16 protein-coding genes and 2 pseudogenes are annotated in these 17697 nt (G+C 60.9%); 7 read left to right on the plus strand and 11 right to left on the minus strand.

Features of this window, described 5'->3' with window-relative positions; genetic code table 11:
- Nucleotides 1-28 precede the first annotated feature (28 nt).
- Entirely contained in the window at nucleotides 29-343 is a 315-nt protein-coding gene (locus AC0J6G_RS17915) for a cell division protein ZapA (RefSeq protein ID WP_475250067.1), read from the minus strand.
- Nucleotides 343-549: a TIGR02449 family protein gene (locus AC0J6G_RS17920; protein WP_475250069.1), complete on the minus strand. Its 207-nt coding sequence runs from the start codon at nucleotides 547-549 to the stop codon at nucleotides 343-345. The genes AC0J6G_RS17915 and AC0J6G_RS17920 overlap by 1 nt, the downstream gene beginning before the upstream one ends.
- 298 nt (nucleotides 550-847) lie before the next feature.
- Between AC0J6G_RS17920 and AC0J6G_RS17925 the strand changes: the two genes are divergently transcribed.
- The 5 genes from AC0J6G_RS17925 to AC0J6G_RS17945 are packed head-to-tail and all read left to right on the plus strand — an operon-like array spanning nucleotide 848 to nucleotide 5695.
- A complete protein-coding gene (locus tag AC0J6G_RS17925) occupies nucleotides 848-1402 on the plus strand; it encodes a YecA/YgfB family protein (protein WP_475250071.1) in 555 nt (184 codons plus the stop codon).
- Between the two features lie 49 nt (nucleotides 1403-1451).
- Nucleotides 1452-2786, plus strand: coding sequence for a Xaa-Pro aminopeptidase (gene pepP / locus AC0J6G_RS17930; RefSeq protein WP_475250073.1), 1335 nt, complete (start codon nucleotides 1452-1454; stop codon nucleotides 2784-2786).
- A gap of 3 nt (nucleotides 2787-2789) precedes the next feature.
- Entirely contained in the window at nucleotides 2790-3977 is a 1188-nt protein-coding gene (ubiH, locus tag AC0J6G_RS17935) for a 2-octaprenyl-6-methoxyphenyl hydroxylase (RefSeq protein ID WP_475250075.1), read from the plus strand.
- 3 nt (nucleotides 3978-3980) lie between these two features.
- On the plus strand, nucleotides 3981-4463 hold the full coding sequence (locus AC0J6G_RS17940; RefSeq protein WP_475250077.1) for a DUF4442 domain-containing protein: 483 nt from the start codon (nucleotides 3981-3983) through the stop codon (nucleotides 4461-4463).
- Nucleotides 4464-4477: 14 nt separating this feature from the next.
- The gene (locus tag AC0J6G_RS17945; RefSeq protein WP_475250079.1) at nucleotides 4478-5695 is read left to right on the plus strand and encodes a 2-octaprenyl-3-methyl-6-methoxy-1,4-benzoquinol hydroxylase; all 1218 of its coding nucleotides are present in this window, start codon (nucleotides 4478-4480) and stop codon (nucleotides 5693-5695) included.
- 174 nt (nucleotides 5696-5869) lie between these two features.
- Here the strand turns inward: AC0J6G_RS17945 and dctM are convergent, their stop codons facing one another.
- The 5 genes from dctM to AC0J6G_RS17970 form a co-directional block, all read right to left on the minus strand.
- Nucleotides 5870-7153: a C4-dicarboxylate TRAP transporter large permease protein DctM gene (gene dctM / locus AC0J6G_RS17950; RefSeq protein ID WP_475250081.1), complete on the minus strand. Its 1284-nt coding sequence runs from the start codon at nucleotides 7151-7153 to the stop codon at nucleotides 5870-5872.
- Nucleotides 7153-7779 carry a TRAP transporter small permease gene (locus tag AC0J6G_RS17955; protein WP_475250083.1) on the minus strand — a complete coding sequence of 209 codons (627 nt, stop codon included), beginning with the start codon at nucleotides 7777-7779 and terminating at the stop codon, nucleotides 7153-7155. The genes dctM and AC0J6G_RS17955 overlap by 1 nt, the downstream gene beginning before the upstream one ends.
- A gap of 127 nt (nucleotides 7780-7906) precedes the next feature.
- On the minus strand, nucleotides 7907-8896 hold the full coding sequence (dctP, locus tag AC0J6G_RS17960) for a C4-dicarboxylate TRAP substrate-binding protein DctP (protein WP_475250085.1): 990 nt from the start codon (nucleotides 8894-8896) through the stop codon (nucleotides 7907-7909).
- A 294-nt stretch (nucleotides 8897-9190) separates the two neighbouring features.
- On the minus strand, nucleotides 9191-10582 hold the full coding sequence (locus tag AC0J6G_RS17965) for a sigma-54-dependent transcriptional regulator (RefSeq protein ID WP_475250087.1): 1392 nt from the start codon (nucleotides 10580-10582) through the stop codon (nucleotides 9191-9193).
- Complete coding sequence (locus tag AC0J6G_RS17970; protein WP_475250089.1) at nucleotides 10579-12393, minus strand: sensor histidine kinase; 1815 nt, start codon at nucleotides 12391-12393, stop codon at nucleotides 10579-10581. Before AC0J6G_RS17970 ends, AC0J6G_RS17965 begins: the two co-directional genes overlap by 4 nt.
- A gap of 166 nt (nucleotides 12394-12559) precedes the next feature.
- On the opposite strand from AC0J6G_RS17970, the pseudogene AC0J6G_RS17975 reads away from it, so the two are divergent.
- A pseudogene (locus tag AC0J6G_RS17975) lies at nucleotides 12560-13321 on the plus strand (MCP four helix bundle domain-containing protein); the annotation flags it as partial.
- A gap of 270 nt (nucleotides 13322-13591) precedes the next feature.
- Nucleotides 13592-14185: pseudogene (locus AC0J6G_RS17980) on the plus strand (methyl-accepting chemotaxis protein); the annotation flags it as partial.
- On the opposite strand, the gene rfbD reads toward AC0J6G_RS17980, so the two are convergent.
- Genes rfbD through rfbB form a run of 4 tightly spaced genes read right to left on the minus strand, consistent with a single transcriptional unit; the run spans nucleotide 14182 to nucleotide 17526 of the window.
- Complete coding sequence (gene rfbD, locus AC0J6G_RS17985; RefSeq protein WP_475250091.1) at nucleotides 14182-15051, minus strand: dTDP-4-dehydrorhamnose reductase; 870 nt, start codon at nucleotides 15049-15051, stop codon at nucleotides 14182-14184. The pseudogene AC0J6G_RS17980 and the gene rfbD overlap by 4 nt on opposite strands.
- Complete coding sequence (gene rfbC / locus AC0J6G_RS17990) at nucleotides 15048-15593, minus strand: dTDP-4-dehydrorhamnose 3,5-epimerase (protein ID WP_475250093.1); 546 nt, start codon at nucleotides 15591-15593, stop codon at nucleotides 15048-15050. The genes rfbD and rfbC overlap by 4 nt, the downstream gene beginning before the upstream one ends.
- A gap of 2 nt (nucleotides 15594-15595) precedes the next feature.
- The gene (rfbA, locus tag AC0J6G_RS17995) at nucleotides 15596-16462 is read right to left on the minus strand and encodes a glucose-1-phosphate thymidylyltransferase RfbA (RefSeq protein ID WP_475250095.1); all 867 of its coding nucleotides are present in this window, start codon (nucleotides 16460-16462) and stop codon (nucleotides 15596-15598) included.
- An 11-nt stretch (nucleotides 16463-16473) separates the two neighbouring features.
- The gene (gene rfbB, locus AC0J6G_RS18000) at nucleotides 16474-17526 is read right to left on the minus strand and encodes a dTDP-glucose 4,6-dehydratase (RefSeq protein ID WP_475250097.1); all 1053 of its coding nucleotides are present in this window, start codon (nucleotides 17524-17526) and stop codon (nucleotides 16474-16476) included.
- Between the last annotated feature and the right edge of the window lie 171 nt (nucleotides 17527-17697).

The following is a 17697-nucleotide window of genomic DNA, read 5'->3' on the forward strand; positions in this document are numbered from 1 at the left end:
CAGTATACCCGAAACTGCCGGCGCGCAATCAGCTGCCTTGCTCATCGTTGTCTTTGGCTAACGCGCTGTTAGCGCGCTCAAGTAGGGTGCGCATCTGTTCACGGTTGCTTGAAGCCTGCTGATCGTGGCGTTGCTGTTTGTGTAGCAGGTCGTGGGCGATGTTCAGCGCGGCCATCACGGCTACGCGGTCGGCACCGATCACTTTGCCGCTTGCGCGGATATCCCGCATCTTGCCATCGAGGTAGCGCGCGGCGCTCTCCAGATTGCTGCGTTCATCGGTCGGGCAGGCGATGCAATATTCTTTGTCGAGAATTTGGACGGTCAAGGTAGTTGGCTGGGTCATTAATCCTGCTCCAGGGCTTTAAGGCGTGAAATCATGGATTCGACCTTATGCCGGGCCATTTCGTTCTTTTCGATTAGATGGGCACGCTCTTCGCGCCAGGCTTTTTCGCTCGCCAGAAGGTGTCGGTTTTGCACCTTAAGCTGCTCGACACGCTGGATCAGCAAGTCCAACTTGGTCGCAAGAGCCTGCAGGTCGACGTCTTCCATGGTTCTCTACTCGTACTGGGTGAGTGGGCTGGCAGGTGAAAAATAGCGTCTTAGTGGCACCTTCAACAATGCCGGGTGATACGCGGTGCTGTGGTTACACGGTTGCCAGTGTGGGGCAGATGGGCACGCCAGGGGTTGATGTGTTTCACCGGCGGTGTAGGGCGCGTTTATTCTCGCCATGGTTCGTGCGGACGGATGCGTGCTCCGTCGAGCCGCTCGCATAGTCTTGGTACGCTTGCCGGTGCTAGGATACAGGGCCTCCATTCTAGTGATTGCGCAGCTTTGCGCCTAGTTATCTATGCCAACTTCAAATTCGCCGTATTCCGCTTTTGCCGCGCTACTTACCAGCAGCGGCCACACTGTTTCCCCTGCCGAATTGCATGGCCTGTTGCTTGGCCGCAGCTGCGCGGGTGCAGGCTTTGAGATCGACTCCTGGCTGGTGGATGCCGCCGAGCTGCTCGGCAGCGCGCCGGAAGATACCGTGCGCCAAGCGCTGATCGGCCTGCAGGAAATGGTCAAAAATGAGCTGACCAGCAACGATGTCACCGTGGTGCTGTTATTGCCTAGCGACGATGCGCCGCTTAGCGAGCGCGCTGTCGCTCTGGGACAATGGTGCCAAGGCTTCCTCGGCGGCTTCGGTTTGACCGCCCGCGACAGCGCCCTGAGCGCCGAAGCCATGGAAGTGCTGCAGGACCTCTCGGCCATTGCCCAGGTGCAAAATGCTCTGGAGGAATCCGATGATGGCGAGAACGATTACATGGAAGTGATGGAGTACCTGCGCGTGGCGCCGCTGCTGCTGTTCAGCGAGTGCGCCAAGCCAGTGGTTGCTGCGGCCAAACCGTCGCTGCATTGATTTTCATGTCACCTGTTTTCAGGTAACCAGAAGTGGACTCAATCTGCCCATGATCAGCATCCCCAAGTCGGAATACGCCCGTCGGCGCAAGGCGCTGATGGCGCAGATGGAACCCAACAGCATTGCGATTCTGCCGGCGGCGCCGGTGTATATCCGCAACCGCGATGTTGAGCATATCTACCGTCAGGACAGCGACTTCCAGTACCTCTCTGGCTTCCCCGAGCCGGAGGCGGTAATCGCGCTGATTCCGGGGCGCGAGCATGGCGAGTACGTCTTGTTCTGCCGCGAGCGTGATCCACTGCGTGAGCTGTGGGACGGCCTGCGCGCCGGCCAGGACGGAGCAATCAGCCAGTACGGCGCCGATGACGCCTTCCCGATTGGTGACATCGACGACATCCTGCCGGGGCTGATCGAGGGCCGTGACCGGGTTTATTCCTCCATGGGCACTAACCATGAGTTCGACCGCCAGCTGATGGAGTGGATCAACGTGATCCGCTCCAAGGCGCGCCAAGGCGCCACGCCGCCCAATGAGTTCGTCACCCTTGAACACTTGCTGCATGACCTGCGCTTATACAAGTCGGCGGCCGAAGTCAAAGTCATGAAGGAAGCGGCGGACATCTCCAGCCGCGCCCATGTGCGCGCCATGCAGGCCAGCCGCGCCGGGTTGTTCGAGTACCACCTGGAAGCCGAGCTGGATTACGAGTTCCGCAAGGGCGGTGCGAAGATGCCGGCCTACGGCAGCATCGTCGCGGCGGGCAAGAATGCCTGCATCCTGCATTACCGCGAGAACGACGCGCTGCTCAAAGACGGCGACTTGGTGTTGATCGACGCCGGCTGTGAAATCGACTGCTACGCCAGTGACATCACCCGCACCTTTCCGGTTAGCGGCAAATTCTCCCCCGAACAGAAGGCCATCTACGAGCTGGTGCTGGCTTCCCAGGAAGCTGCGTTCAAGGAAATCGGCCCAGGTAAACACTGGAATCAGGCCCATGAAGCCACGGTGCAAGTCATCACTGCTGGCTTGGTGGAGCTCGGTCTGCTGCAGGGTGATGTGGCCGAGCTGATCGCCACTGAGGCTTACAAGCCTTTCTATATGCACCGCGCCGGCCACTGGCTGGGCATGGATGTGCACGACGTTGGCGAGTACAAGGTCGGCGGCGAATGGCGCGAGCTGGAAGTGGGCATGGCCATGACCGTTGAACCGGGTATCTACATCGCCGTAGACAATCAGGACGTGGCCAAGAAGTGGCGCGGCATTGGTGTGCGCATTGAGGACGACGTGGTGGTGACCAAGACCGGTTGCGAGATTCTCACCAGCGGCGTACCAAAAACCGTCGCCGAGATCGAAGCGTTGATGACTGCCGCGCGCAGCGTGGCTGCGTAGAGCATGTCACGCGTCGACATCGCAATTATCGGCGGCGGCCTGGTCGGTGCCAGCTTGGCCGTGGCCTTGCAGGCCGAAGCCAAGCAGCGCGGCTGGCGCATTTGCCTGATCGAGCCGTTCACCCCGGGCAACGGTTATCAGCCTAGCTACGACGCACGTTCGACTGCGCTGTCGTTTGGTTCGCAGCAGATTTATCAGCGTCTCGGCCTGTGGCAATCAATTAGCCAGCGCGCCGAGTCGATCAAGCAGATTCATGTCTCCGACCGTGGCCGTTTCGCCGCTGCGCGCCTAAGCGCCGAAGATGAAGGCGTACCGGCGCTCGGTTATGTGGTGGAAAACGCCTGGCTTGGCGAGTGCCTGTGGCACGCGCTGGACCAGCAAGTGGTGAGCTGGCGCAGCCCGGCGCAAGTGATGCGCATGCAGGCCCTGGCCGATGGCTACCGCTTGAGCCTGGACGATGGCAGTGAGCTTGAATGCAACCTGGCGATTCTCGCCGAGGGCGGCCGCTCCGGTTTGCGCGAGCAACTGGGTATTGCCGTCAGCAGCCTGCCTTATGGCCAGAGCGCACTGATTGCTAACGTCAGCCCGCAGGAGGCGCACAACGGTCTGGCTTTCGAGCGCTTCACCGAAGAAGGGCCGATGGCCATGTTGCCGCTGGGGGACAATCGTTGCGCGCTGGTTTGGACTCGCGCCACCCTGGAAGCCGAACGCTTATCGGCACTGGATGATGCGGCGTTTCTCGCCGAGCTGCAGCTGGCCTTCGGCTATCGCTTGGGCAGCCTACATCAGGTCGGTGCGCGACATCTTTATCCGCTGGCGCTGACCTCCGCCAAGGAGCAGGTGCGCCAGCATCTGGTGGTGCTCGGCAATGCCGCCCATAGCCTGCATCCGATTGCTGGGCAGGGCTACAACTTATCCCTGCGCGATACAGCGGTGCTGGCCGAAACCCTGCTGGCCAGTCGCACGCCATTGGGCGATCTGGCGACCTTGCAGCGTTATCTGAGTAGTCAGCAGCTGGACCAGCAGTTGACCGTCGGCTTTTCCGACCAAGTCACCCGGCTGTTCAGCACCGGCCAGCCGCTGTTGGCTGCTGGGCGTAATCTTGGCCTGCTCGGCCTGGATCTATTGCCTCCAGCGAAACGCTGGTTTGCGCGCCAGGCCATGGGCCTGGGCACGCGCGCGGAGCACTGAGGTATGTCGGCTAAAAAATTGGCGCGCAAGGCGCGGCTGCTGCGCTGGGCGATGAACCTGTATCCGCCCTATCTGGGTGCTGGCGTGCGGGTGCGGCAGATCAGCGCGGACTTCCGCCAGGTGCAGGTCAAGATGGGTCTGGGCTGGTATAACCGCAACTATGTGGGCACCCAGTTCGGCGGCAGCCTGTATTCGATGACCGACCCGTTCTTCATGCTGATGATCATGGAAAACCTCGGGCGTGAATTTATCGTCTGGGATAAGGCCGCGCGCATCGACTTTATCGCCCCGGGTAAAGGCCCGGTGTACGCCGATTTCAGCATCGACGAGCAACTGCTCAGCGACATTCGCCAGCACACGGCAGAGGGTGAAAAATACCACCCAGAGTTGCACGTAGAAGTGCGCGATGGCAGTGGCACGCTGGTGGCGCGGGTGCACAAAACGCTTTATGTGCGGTTGAAACCGCGCGCTCGGCAGGCAGCCTGAACAAGGAATATGTGATGCAAGCGGATCTGATCATTGTTGGCGCAGGCATGGTGGGCAGCGCCCTGGCGCTGGCCCTGCAGGATCAGGGGCTGGAAATTCTGCTGGTCGATGGCGGTCCGCTGAGCGTCAAACCCTTTGACCCGCAAGTCGCCTTCGAACCGCGAGTTAGTGCATTGTCAGTTGCCAGCCAGCGCATTCTTGACCGCCTTGGCGTGTGGGACGGCATCGCCGCGCGGCGCGCCTGTCCCTATGGCGAGATGCAGGTGTGGGATGGCTCCGGCACCGGGCAGATTCATTTCAGTGCGGCCAGCGTGCATGCTGAGTCGCTAGGCCACATCGTTGAGAACCGCGTGGTGCAGGATGCGCTGCTCGAACGCCTGCACGACAGTTCGGTTGGCTTGCTGGCCAATGCCCGAGTCGAACAGCTGCGCCGCTCCGGTGATGGCTGGTTACTGAGCTTGAATGACGGTCGTGAGCTGCGTGCACCGCTGCTGATTGCCGCCGACGGGGCCAACTCGGCGGTGCGGCGCTTGGCCGGTTGCGCCACCCGCGAATGGGATTATCTGCACCACGCCATTGTCACCAGTGTGCGTTGCAGCCAGCCGCACCAGGCCACCGCTTGGCAGCGCTTTACCGACGATGGCCCGTTGGCCTTTCTGCCGCTGGCCGGCCCGGCGGGCGAGTACTGGTGCTCGATTGTTTGGTCCACCACGCCCACGGAGGCTGAGCGGTTGATGGCGTTGGACGATGCCGGGTTCTGCCGCGCCCTGGGCTTTGCCTTCGAGCATCGCTTGGGCGAGGTGCTGCACGCGGATGCGCGCTTGTGCATTCCACTGCGTCAGCGCCACGCCAAGCGTTATGTCGAAGACGGCCTGGCGCTGATCGGCGATGCCGCCCACAGCATCCATCCGCTGGCCGGGCAGGGCGTCAACCTGGGTTTTCTTGATGTCGCGGTATTGGCTGAGGTGTTGCTGCACGCCGCGCAACGCGGTGAGCGCCTGAGTGATGCCAAGGTGCTCAGCCGTTACGAGCGCCGGCGTATGCCGCACAACCTGGCGATGATGGCGGCCATGGAGGGTTTTGAGCGCTTGTTCCAGGCCGACCCATTGCCGCTGCGTTTGCTGCGTAACAGCGGGTTGAATTGGGTCAATAGCCTGCCTGAAGCCAAGGCGCTGTTCGTGCGTCAGGCGTTAGGCTTGTCCGGTGACCTGCCAGAGTTGGCGCGGGTTTAACGGTCTAACCCAGTGATGGGCCTTACGCCTAGGGTGGGGTCACGCCGCGTCCCGTGTGGCGTACTGGCTGGCAATGGTGGTGCGCGGCCAACTCACCCTATAAATCCACATGCAAAAAAGCCCGGCGCTAAGGCCGGGCTAACTGTGTGCAGGTCAATACACGCAGAGTCGCTATCAGGTCATGCCCAGCCAGTTCGGCAGCGCCATGGAAACGGCCGGCACGTAGGTGATGACCATCAGGAAGCCAAGCAGCAGCATCAGCCACGGCCAGGCGGCCTTGACCACGGCGGTGAGCGGCATGCCGGTCACCGCTGAGGTGACAAACAGGTTGAGCCCCACGGGCGGGGTGATCAGTCCGATTTCCATGTTCACCACCATGATGATGCCCAGGTGGATCGGGTCGATGCCCAGCTGCACGGCAATCGGGAACAGGATCGGCGCGAGGATCAGGATGATCGCAGACGGTTCCATAAAGGCGCCGGCCACCAGCAGCACGATGTTCACCACCAACAGGAACTGCCAAGGCTGCAGGCCCATCTCGATTACCCATGCGGTGATCGTTTGCGGGATCTGCTCAGTGGTCAGCACGTGGGCGAAGAGCATGGCGTTGGCGATGATGAACATCAGCATGATGGTCAGCTTGCCGGAATCCAGCAGCACCTTCGGGCACTCGCGGATCGTCAGGTCCTTGTACACGAACAGCGCGACGAAGCCGGCATAGACCGCCGCCACAGCGGCCGCTTCAGTCGGGGTGAACATGCCGGTGTAGATGCCGCCGAGGATGATCACCATCAGCAACAGGCCCCACACGGCTTTGCGGGCAGCGCTGATGAACTCGCGGAAGGTGGCGCGCGGCATGGCCGGCAGGTTCATCTTCCGGGCGACGATATAGATCGCCACCATCAGCGCCACGCCCAGCATCAGGCCTGGTATCACGCCGGCCATAAACAGCTTGCCCACTGACTGCTCGGTTGCGGCGGCGTAGACCACCATCACGATCGACGGTGGAATCAGGATGCCCAGGGTGCCGGCGTTACAGACGATGCCGGCGCCGAACGCCTGCGGATAACCCGAGCGCACCATGCCAGCGATGGCAATCGAGCCAACGGCGGCGACGGTAGCAGGGGATGAGCCGGACAGCGCGGCGAACAGCATGCACGCCAACACCGCCGAAATCGCCAGACCACCACGGATATGGCCGACGCAGGCGTTGGCAAAATCGATCAGGCGCTTGGCCACGCCGCCAGTGGTCATAAACGCACCGGACAGCAAGAAGAATGGAATGGCCAGCAGGGTGTAGTGCTCAGAGGTTTCGAACAGCTTAATCGCCAGCGAGCGCACCGAATCCGGGCTGAACAGCATGATGGTCACCGAGCCGGCCAGGCCCAGCGAGGCGGCAATCGGCACGCCGATAAACATCAGCAGGAACAGCAGAATAAAGAGGAACAAAATGGTCATTACTTACGCTCCTCGTGTTCGTTGATCTTCAGCGCGTCGGCCGCTTCATCAGCCAGGCCTAGGCCGGTCTGCTGGTTGCGCAGAATACGGACGAAGATTTCAAAGAAGCGGACAAATACCATGGCGTAGCCGAACGGTACGATTAGGGTGATGTGCCACTGCATAATCCCGAAGTGGCCGAGGTCTTCCGCGCCGATACCGGCATTGAATAGGGTGTGTACCCAGTCGAAACTGGCGACGGCAATCAGCCCTGCGTAGCCCAGGCAGGCCAGGCAGGCAATGATGCCAATCAGGCGTTGTACGGGTTTGCTGGCCAGCTTCACCAGCGCATCGACACCGATATGCCCAGCGGTGCGCACGCCATAAGCCAGGCCGAAGAAGATTAACCAGCCGAACAAGGCCTTGGTCAGGGCGTTGCTCCAAGTCATCGCTTGGGCGAGTTCGAGGATGAAGTCGCCAATGGCGAGCAGGGCCTCGTTGCCACCGAAGTAGTCACCCAGCCAATAGAACAGGGTGTAGAAGTTGTTGAGGATCACGTAGACGAACGTGATCAGCGTCATGGCAGCCAGCAGAAAGGCGATAAAGCCTTCTTCGAAGTGCTCCCAGACGCGCCGCAAGGCGTTCATCGATAAAGTCTCCAGTGGTTAAGGGGCGGCGTACCCAGGCTACCTGCGAGGGTTGCCTGGGTATTCGGCCAATCGCGCAGCGGCAGGGCTGCGCTGTAGTTGGGTGCAGGCCGCGGCCTGCTCCGCCTTACTGGTTGGCTGCGTCAGCGGCCTTGATCAGGTCGGCACCGATTTCCGCTTCGAACTTGCTCCACACCGGCTTCATGGCATCGCGCCATTCATTACGCTGCTCTGGGGTCAGGGTAATGATCTCGGTGGTTTTGGCTTCGAGGATGCGCTGCTTGTCGCCTTCGTTGAGGGCGTCAGCCTGCTTGTTCACTTCGGCGGTCACTTCCACGATGATCTTGTCCAGCTCGCTGCGAACATCGGCAGGCAGGCCGTTCCAGAACTTGGTGTTGGTGATCAGCATGTAGTCCAGAACACCGTGGTTGGATTCGGTGATGAACTTCTGCACTTCATGCATCTTCTGGCTGTAGATGTTCGAGTAGGGGTTCTCGGCACCGTTGACCACGCCAGTCTGCAGGCCTTGGTAAACCTCGGCGAAGCTCATTTTGCGCGGGTTGGCGCGCACAGCCTTGAACTGCTCTTCCAGTACGGCAGAAGCCTGTACGCGGAATTTCAGGCCGCGGGCGTCTTTCGGCTCACGCAGCGCCTTGTTGGCGGACAGCTGCTTGAGGCCGTTGTGCCAGTAGGCCAGGCCGGTGATGTTTTTCTCTTCCATGGATTTCAGCAGCGCCTGACCTTCCGGGCTCAGCTGGAAGCGGTCAACGGCGGCCATGTCGTTGAACAGGAACGGTAGGTCGAAAATCTGGATTTGCTTGGTGTAATGCTCGAACTTGGCCAGCGATGGGGCGATCAGCTGCACGTCACCGAGCAACAGCGCTTCCATTTCCTTGCCATCACCGAACAGTGAGGAGTTCGGGTAAACCTCAACCTTGATCTTGTCGCCCAGACGCTCTTCGGCGAGCTTCTTGAACAGCGCGGCACCCTGACCTTTAGGGGTGTGGTCGGCGACCACGTGGGAGAATTTGATCACGATCGGATCGGCCGCGTGGGCCATACCGGCGATGCTCAGCGACAGGGCGCATGCGAGCGCCTTGGCAGTCAGTTTGAACATGGAGTCTTTCCTCTTGTTTTTGTATCACGTGATGCGCCGCAGCGCGGCAAGTCGGGCGAACACGCTCAAGTCTAGGCGGCCTGTCAGAAAATGACGGGGCTGGGCAGCAATAGCCTGGCGTTGTGCGTGGGTGAGTCGCCTGGGCAAGGCTAGAGCAACCGCCATGCCAGGCTCTGGTGTGCTGGCTTTTAGCGCGCTGTAACCCAGTGTTAGCAGGGCCTGGCGGCTTTGGGCGGTAGGTTGGGGCGGTCGCTGCTGCTGGGGTGTGCGCTGTTTTTGGCGGAAAACCGCCAGTCAGTCAGGGCTGTCTGGCGAGCTTCCGCCAGTGTCTGCCACGCTCAGCCCATGTTTACGCAGTTTGTCGTGCAGGGTTTTGCGCGGCACACCCAGGGCTTCGGCCAGGCTGCGCAGTGAGCTGTGCGGACGGCTTAGTTCGGCGCTGATCAGGCTGCGCTCGAAGGCTTCCACCTGAGCATTCAGACCACCGCCGTTGCCTTCTTCGTCGAGGGCCGGGGGGGCCTGAGTTTGCAGGTCGAGGTCCAGTTCCAGGCCGAGGGCAAAACGCTCGGCGGCGTTTTGCAATTCGCGTACGTTGCCTGGCCAGGCGTGGCGCAGCAAGGCCGCGCGCTGGCCAGGCTGCAGGTGACGCTCGGGCAATGCGTAGCGGCTGCTGGCGGCGGCAGCAAAGTGCTGGAACAGCAGCAGAACATCATCGTCGCGCTCGCGTAGAGCGGGGATGCGCAGCGGTGCAACGTTTAGGCGGTAATACAGGTCGGCGCGGAAGCGTCCCTGGTCGGCGGCTTGGCGCAGGTCTTCCTTGGTCGCCGCGATCACCCGGATATCCAGGGGGATCAGCTGGTTGCCACCGAGGCGCTCAACCACCCGCTCTTGCAGCAGGCGCAGCAGTTTGACCTGGACTTCCAGGCTCATGCTTTCGATTTCATCAAGAAACAACGTGCCGCCATTGGCGAATTCGAACTTGCCGATGCGGCGCTTTTGCGCGCCGGTAAAGGCGCCTTGTTCATGGCCGAACAGCTCGCTTTCCACCACCGATTCGGCCAGGGCGCCGGTGTTGATTGCCACAAAGGGGCCGTCGCGTCGGCTTGACAGGTCGTGTAGCGCACGCGCCACCACTTCCTTGCCGGCACCCGTTTCGCCAAGGATCAGCACATCGCTGTTAATCCCGGCCAGGGCGCCGATCTGCTCACGCAAGCGCAGCATCGCCGGTGATTGGCCGACTAAACGTGCCGACAACGTATTGCGGTCGGCCAGGGCCATGCGCAGGCTGCGGTTATCCAGCACCAGGCGGCGCACGGCCAGGGCGCGGCGCACGCTGTCGAGCAGGTCGTCGCTGGCGAAGGGTTTTTCCAGAAAGTCATAAGCGCCGGCGCGCATGGCTTGCACGGCCAGCGGCACATCGCCGTGGCCGGTGATCAGCAGCACCGGCAGTTCTGGGTCCTGTTCCTGTAACTGCTGCAGCAATTGCAGGCCGTCGATGCCCGGCATGCGGATATCGCTGACCACCACGCCCGGCCAGTCACGCTCGATGCGCGCGGCGACGCCATGGGCATCGGCCAGGCTGCTGACTTTGAGGCCGGCCAGGTCGAGGGTTTGGCTCAGCGCCTGACGCAGGTGGGGGTCGTCGTCGATCAGCAGTACCTGGGTGCGAGAGTCGATCATGCTCATACGACAAAGTCCTCTGGCGTCTGGGGTTTGATGCCTTGGTCCGCGGCGCACAGGCGCAGGGTTAACAGGGCGCCGCCGTCAGGGTGGTTGGCGAACAGCAGTTCGCCGCCCAGGGCGCGCATTAGGGTATCGCAAATGGCCAGCCCGAGCCCAAGGCCCTGGGCGCTGGTCTTGGTGGTGAAGAAGGGTTCACGGGCGCGTTGCACGGCTTCTTGGCTAAAACCGGGGCCGTTGTCACGCAGGTACAGGTTGACGCCATTGGCTGTGACCTCGGCGCTCAGCCACAAGCGGCGTGGCGGCGGTACTTCGCTTAAGGCGTCGAGGGCGTTGGCCAGTAGGTTACCGAGCACTTGGCGCAGGCGGGTTTCCCCGGCCTGAACCCACAGCGTCGCCCCCGGTAGGTCACGGGTCAGCTCAACGTGCATGGCCTGGCGGCGCTTGGCCAGCAGTGTCAGGGCATCATCAATGGCCGGTTGCAGGGCCACGCTTTCCGGGGCGTGGCGGTCACGGCGGGCGAATGCGCGCAGGTGCGCAATGATTGAGGCCATGCGCTCGGTGAGTTGGCTGATCAGCTTGAGGTTGGCGCGGGCGTCTTCGCTGCGCTGATGATCGAGCAGCACGCAGGCGTTGTCGGCATAGCTGCGGATGGCTGCCAGCGGTTGGTTGAGTTCATGGCTGATGCTCGCGCTCATGGTGCCCAAGGCCGAGAGCTTGCTGGCCTGCACCAGTTCGTCCTGCGCTTGTACCAGCTCCTGCTGCGCCTGTTCGCGCTCAAGAACTTCCTGCTTGAGTCGGCTGTTGAGCCGCTCCAGGTCTTGGGTGCGCTCTTGCACCCTGAGTTCCAGCTGTTGACGGGCTTGGGTGTCGAGGGCAATGCGCTCCAGGTAATGACGGCGGCGCTGCATCAACAGGCTGAGCAGCAGCATCAGCAGCAGCAGCATGCCGCCGCCGGCGACCAGGGCGGTGCGCACAGGGCGGTCGAGCAGGCTGCGCGGGGCAAGGATGCTCACCGTCCAGCCGGTCTCTTTCATTTCCCGGTCCTGACGAATCCAGTTCTGCGCATCCAGTTTAATTGGCGGCGGCGCTTGTGTCGGGTAGGGCAGGTTGGCGGCAATGGCGGCGCGCTCGGCGGTGTCCAGCGGACGGCTGGCGGTAAACCGCCATTGGCTGTTGGAGGTGAGGATCACCACGCCGTTGGCGTCAGTCACCAGCAGTTGTTCTGGGGTGTTGCCCCACAACGTTTCGGTGTGGTCGAAGTCAACCTTCACCACCAGTGCGCCAAGGTTGCGCTCGCCATCGCGCACGGCGGCGGCAAAGTAGTAGCCACGCTTGCCCGAGGTGGTGCCCAAGCCGAAGAAGCGCCCAGGCCGGCCGGCGATGGCTTCGCGAAAATAGGGGCGAAAGGCGAAGTTACGGTCAACGAAGGAGTCGTCTTGCTCCCAGTTGGAGGCTGCCAGGGTGTTGCCGTCGGGGTCCATCAGGTAAATCACATCTGCCCCCGTTTGCTCGCTGACCTGTTCCAGCAGGCGGTTGGCGCTGTGCCGCGCGCTGGGCTCGCCGGGTTGCTGCAGCACCAGGCGCAGGGCCGGCAGGTCACCGAGAATCGGCGGCAGCACCTCGTAACGGCGCAAGATGCCGAGCAGGTTGGCCACGTAGAGATCAAGGGTTTGGCGGTTTTGCTCGACCAGTACGCCACTGTAATAACGCTCGGCCAGCTGTTGCAGCGGCCACAGCAGCGGTGTCAGCAGCAGGGCAAGTATCGCCAGGCTGCGCCAGCGTGGGCGGCGAGGGTGAGGCAGGGGGGTAGACATGCGCGTACTCGGGCAGGGCGATAGGTTCAGAGTGGCGGTTATGCAATAAGTGGGCAAGCTTGCCAATGTGGGTCAATACTGAAACTCCCGGCATCACCCTGGAGTAATGGTGCCGTCCCGCTTGCGCCTTGCAGGGACGTCTGCGCTTTAGTCCGGAGATATCCCAATGCTGGCTCAATTGACGGTAAAAGCGCGCTTACTGCTTTTGGCAGTGGTGCCGCTGTTGGTACTGATTGCAGTCATCGGCATGGCGTTGTCCAACGCCAGCAAAATTAACCACAGTTTCGATGAGCTATTTAATGACCGCATGCGGCCGATTAGCCAGCTCAAGACGGTTTCCGATGCCTACGCGGTGGCCATGGTTGATGCGCTGCACAAATACCGCGCTGGCGTGATCGATGAGCCTGCGCTGCGCAAGGCCTTTAGCGACGCCCGCAGCAGTGGTGACAACGCGTGGGCCAAGTACATTGCGACACGCCTTAGCGCGGATGAGAGCAATCGGGTTGAGCGTGCCAAGCCGCATCTACAACGCGTGCAGCAACTGGCTGACGAATACCTCGGGCAGTTGGGTAACGGTCAGTTGCTGGCAGCCGAGGCGGGACCATTCAATCGTACGTTGTATGACACGTTCGACCCGTTGGGCGGTGAGCTAGAGGGCCTGATCAGCCTGCAGTTGAGTGAGGGTGAGCAACTCAATGTTCAGACCACGGCGCAGTATCAAGCGATCCGTAATACTTTTTTGCTGATCGGTGCGGTGGCGCTGATTCTTGTGCTGGTCGCGGCGGTGTTGATCGGTCTGTCGATCATTCGCCCGCTGGCCGGTTTGCGCAGCTTGATCAGCGAGGTGCAGCAGTCATCCAACCTGACCTTGCGCGCCGATGTCAGCGGCCGTGATGAGGTGTCCGATACGGCGCGGGCTTTCAACACCATGCTGGAGCACCAGCAAGCGCTGATTCGCCACCTCACTGACACTGCCACTCAGCTGGCGGCGGCATCCGAGGAAATGAGCGCGATCAGTGCTCAAGTCAGCCATGCCGCCACCGCTCAGGGCGACCAGACCAATATGGTCGCCACTGCCGTGCATCAGATGAGTGTGGCGGTGCAAGAGGTCGCGCGTAATGCGCAGTCCACCGCCGGCAATGCAGCCGACGCCAACAAGGAGGCGCGTCAGGGCAGTGAGCTGGTGCAGGCCAATCTCAAATCGATTCAGAGCCTATCCGTGTCGGTGGAAAAAGCTGGCGAAGTGATCGACACCCTGCACAACCAGAGCGATGAAATCAGCAAGGTGCTGGGGGTTATTCAGAGCATTGCCGAGCAGACCAACTTGCTGGCGCTTAATGCGGCTATCGAAGCGGCGCGTGCCGGTGAGGCGGGTCGCGGCTTTGCGGTGGTGGCTGATGAGGTGCGCAGCCTGGCCAGCAATACGCAGAAAGCCACCGAGTCGATTCGCGGCATGATCGATGCGTTGCAAGGGGGCGCCCGAAGTGCGGTGAGCGCCATGCAGTTATCGCGTGATCAGGCGCAGAACAGCGTCAGCCATGCCCGCGAGGCGGGTGAAGTGCTGAACCACATTGCGCATGCGATTGAGGGGATCGCCGACGGCAATGTGCAAATTTCTGCTGCCACCGAGGAGCAGACAGCAGTGGCCAATGAGATCAGCCAAAACATCAGCAGCCTCAATGACAGCATTGGTGAGGTGGTCAGTGGTGCGGAACAGAGCTCGTTAGCCAGTCGCGATCTGGCGCAACTGGCCACCGGTTTGCAGCAGCAGATTCAGCGGTTTCGTGTTTAGCGGGTGGGGTTTAGGCACTCATCCAGCGCGGTTTGCCAGTCTGGCAGTTGCACCTGCCAGTCCTGCTGTAAGCGCTCGCAGTTCAGGCGCGAGTTGAGCGGGCGCTGCGCTGGGGTCGGGTAGGCGCTGCTGGGGATCGCTTGCAGCGTCGCTACGCGTTTGCCCTGGCTTTGTAGGTGCGCAGCAATGGCGCTCGCAAAACCGAACCAGCTGGTTTCACCGAGGGCCGTGAGGTGATAAACGCCCCACGCTCCGGAACGGTCGCAGCGCCACTGTTCAATCAGCTGCGCCGTGGTCTGCGCAATCGTGCCCGCCCAGGTGGGTGCGCCGATCTGATCGGCCACGATGGAAAGGCTTTCGCGTTCCTGCAGCAGGCGTTGCATGGTCAGCAGAAAGTTACGGCCGTGCTGCGAATAGACCCAGCTGGTACGCAGAATCAAGTGCATGCCGCCTACGGCCTGAATCGCCTGCTCGCCGGCCAGTTTGCTGCGCCCGTATACGCTCAGCGGGTTAGTGGCGTCGCTTTCTCGGTAAGGCTGTGCGTGGTTGCCATCGAATACGTAATCGGTGGAGTAGTGGATCAGCGGAGCGCCCAGCTCAGCGGCTGTTTCGGCGAGGATGCCGGGCGCTGCGGCGTTGATGGCGAAGGCCCGTTCCGGTTCGCTCTCGGCTTGATCCACAGCAGTGTGCGCCGCGGCATTGATGATCAGCTCCGGACGCTGCGCCAGGACGTGTTGGCGAATTCGCTCGGGTTTGGCGAGATCCAGCTGGTCGCTGCCGAGTATCGTCAGTTCGTCTGTGCCGCTAAGCCTACGCTGTAGTTCTTGGCTGACTTGGCCGTGCTGGCCGAGCACGAGGATCTTCACGGGAAAACCTGCGCATCGACAAAGTTCAGGCCATTTTGATCTTTAGTCGATAGCTGTGGCGCGTCTTTCAGGGGCCAATCGATGGCCAGCGTGGGGTCATCCCAGCGTATGCAACGCTCATGTTCGGGGGTGTAGTAGTCGGTGGTTTTGTAGAGGAACTCGGCGAACTCGCTAAGCACCACAAAACCATGGGCAAATCCTTCCGGCACCCACAACTGGCGTTTGTTTTCCGCAGACAGGTGCATGCCGACCCAGCGGCCGAAAGTAGGCGAACTACGGCGCAGGTCTACGGCTACGTCATAGACTTCACCAGCGGTGACCCGCACCAGTTTGCCCTGCGCCTGCTGCACCTGGTAATGCAAACCGCGTAATACGCCGCGCTGCGAGCGTGAATGGTTGTCCTGAACGAACTCATGCTGCAGGCCGGTGGCCTCGGCGAAGCGGCGGGCATTGAAGCTTTCGAAGAAAAAACCGCGCTCATCACCAAACACCTTAGGTTCGAGGATGATCACGCCGGGTAGATCAGTGCGAATAGCGCGCATGCTTATTCCTCGGCCAGTTTAAACAGGTACTGGCCATAGCCGGTTTTGCCGAAGGCCTTGGCTTGTGCGAGTAATTGCTGGCGATCAATCCAGCCCTGTTGGTAGGCGATTTCTTCCAGGCAGGCGACTTTCAGGCCCTGGCGGTGTTCGATGGTTTGTACGTACTGCGAGGCTTCCAGCAGGCTGTCATGGGTACCGGTATCGAGCCAGGCAAAACCACGGCCAAAGCGTTCGACACGCAAGTCGCCGCGCTGCAGGTACGCATTGTTAACATCGGTGATTTCCAGCTCGCCACGCGGTGAAGGTTTGACCGCTTTGGCGATCTCAATCACATCGTTGTCGTAGAAGTACAGGCCGGTCACTGCGTAACTGGATTTCGGAACTGTCGGCTTCTCCTCAATGGAGATGGCTTTGCCTTGGGTATCGAACTCGACCACGCCGAAACGTTGCGGATCATTGACCCAGTAACCGAAGACCGTTGCGCCAGACGGTTCGGCAGCTGCGCGCAGAAGTTTCTCGGTGAAGTGTTGGCCGTGGAAGATATTGTCGCCGAGGATCAGGCACACCGAGTCCGTGCCAATAAAGTCTTCGCCCAGGATAAAGGCCTGGGCCAGGCCATCGGGTGAGGGTTGTTCGATGTAGTCGAAACGCACACCAAACTGGCAGCCATCACCGAGCATCTTGCGAAAGTTCGGCAAGTCCTGCGGAGTGGAAATGATTAGGATCTCACGCACGCCTGCGAGCATCAGCACCGAGATCGGGTAGTAGATCATCGGCTTGTCATAGATCGGCAGGAGTTGCTTGGACACGCCCAGAGTGATGGGGTGCAGGCGACTGCCGGAGCCGCCTGCGAGAATGATGCCTTTCATTATGCTGCTCCTTAAAGTGCGCCGAGGCGTTCGCGTTGGTAACTGCCATCCTGTACGCGGCGACACCAGTCGAGGTTGGCCAGATACCACGTCACGGTTTTGCGCAGTCCGCTGGTGAAGGTTTCTTCAGGTTTCCAGCCCAGTTCGCGCTCGATCTTGCTGGCATCGATGGCGTAGCGCAGGTCATGGCCTGGGCGGTCGCTGACGAAGCTGATCTGCTGTTTATACGAGCCGCTCTGGCGTGGGTTCAGCTCATCCAGTAGCGCGCAGATGCTTTCTACTACGTACAGGTTCTTCTGCTCGTTGTGCCCGCCAATATTGTAGGTTTCGCCGACTTTTCCTTCGCTCACAACCTTTAACAGCGCGCGGGCATGATCTGCTACATACAGCCAGTCACGCACTTGTTGGCCATTGCCGTACACCGGTAGCGGCTTGCCATCCAGAGCATTGAGAATTACCAGCGGAATCAGCTTTTCCGGGAAGTGGTAGGGGCCGTAATTGTTCGAGCAGTTAGTAATGAGCACCGGCAGGCCATAGGTGCGCTGCCAGGCGCGGACCAGATGATCCGACGCGGCCTTGCTCGCTGAGTAGGGCGAGCTGGGTGCGTAAGGCGTGGTCTCGGTGAACAAGTCCTTCACGCCATGCAAATCGCCATACACCTCGTCAGTGGAAATATGATGAAAGCGAAACGCTGCCTTGCGCGCTGGATCAAGCTGCGACCAGTAGCTGCGGGTCGCTTCGAGCAGCGCATAGGTGCCGACGATATTGGTCTGGATAAACGCCGCCGGGCCGTCGATGGAGCGATCCACATGCGACTCCGCCGCCAGGTGCATGATCGCGTCCGGTTGAAATTCTGTCAGCGCCTGGCTAACAGCGGTGCTGTCGGCAATGTCGGCCTGGAGAAAACGGTAACTCGGATGATCGGCAACACCGGCCAACGACTCGAGGTTGCCGGCATAGGTCAGCTTGTCGAAGTTGAGCACCTGATGCTCGGTGTTATTCAGCAAATGACGAATCAGCGCGGAGCCGATAAAACCGGCACCGCCGGTGATAAAAATGCGCACGGGCCTACACCTCTTTAAGCGAAACGGTCGGTAGGTTTTATCCTGCAGTGTTTCAAGCTGAATCTGACGCGGCAAGCTACCAGCTTTTTACAATATGAATATAAAAAGCCCCCGCATCGACGGCGCTAACCCACACGCTTTTCTCTCTAGGTGAGCGGGCCCAGTAAGTCG

It is taken from the genome of Pseudomonas sp. TS_SC_3 (genome assembly GCF_056156225.1).

What these genes read in the sequence shown, in the direction of transcription:
- AC0J6G_RS17945 (WP_475250079.1), top strand. Translation starts at nt 4,478, where the DNA reads ATGCAAGCGGATCTGATCATTGTTGGCGCAGGCATGGTGGGCAGCGCC.
- pepP (WP_475250073.1), top strand. Translation starts at nt 1,452, where the DNA reads ATGATCAGCATCCCCAAGTCGGAATACGCCCGTCGGCGCAAGGCGCTG.
- dctP (WP_475250085.1), bottom strand. Translation starts at nt 8,896, where the DNA reads ATGTTCAAACTGACTGCCAAGGCGCTCGCATGCGCCCTGTCGCTGAGC.
- AC0J6G_RS17965 (WP_475250087.1), bottom strand. Translation starts at nt 10,582, where the DNA reads ATGAGCATGATCGACTCTCGCACCCAGGTACTGCTGATCGACGACGAC.
- rfbA (WP_475250095.1), bottom strand. Translation starts at nt 16,462, where the DNA reads ATGAAAGGCATCATTCTCGCAGGCGGCTCCGGCAGTCGCCTGCACCCC.
- rfbC (WP_475250093.1), bottom strand. Translation starts at nt 15,593, where the DNA reads ATGCGCGCTATTCGCACTGATCTACCCGGCGTGATCATCCTCGAACCT.
- ubiH (WP_475250075.1), top strand. Translation starts at nt 2,790, where the DNA reads ATGTCACGCGTCGACATCGCAATTATCGGCGGCGGCCTGGTCGGTGCC.
- AC0J6G_RS17970 (WP_475250089.1), bottom strand. Translation starts at nt 12,393, where the DNA reads ATGTCTACCCCCCTGCCTCACCCTCGCCGCCCACGCTGGCGCAGCCTG.
- AC0J6G_RS17920 (WP_475250069.1), bottom strand. Translation starts at nt 549, where the DNA reads ATGGAAGACGTCGACCTGCAGGCTCTTGCGACCAAGTTGGACTTGCTG.
- AC0J6G_RS17955 (WP_475250083.1), bottom strand. Translation starts at nt 7,779, where the DNA reads ATGAACGCCTTGCGGCGCGTCTGGGAGCACTTCGAAGAAGGCTTTATC.
- AC0J6G_RS17940 (WP_475250077.1), top strand. Translation starts at nt 3,981, where the DNA reads ATGTCGGCTAAAAAATTGGCGCGCAAGGCGCGGCTGCTGCGCTGGGCG.
- AC0J6G_RS17915 (WP_475250067.1), bottom strand. Translation starts at nt 343, where the DNA reads ATGACCCAGCCAACTACCTTGACCGTCCAAATTCTCGACAAAGAATAT.
- AC0J6G_RS17925 (WP_475250071.1), top strand. Translation starts at nt 848, where the DNA reads ATGCCAACTTCAAATTCGCCGTATTCCGCTTTTGCCGCGCTACTTACC.
- dctM (WP_475250081.1), bottom strand. Translation starts at nt 7,153, where the DNA reads ATGACCATTTTGTTCCTCTTTATTCTGCTGTTCCTGCTGATGTTTATC.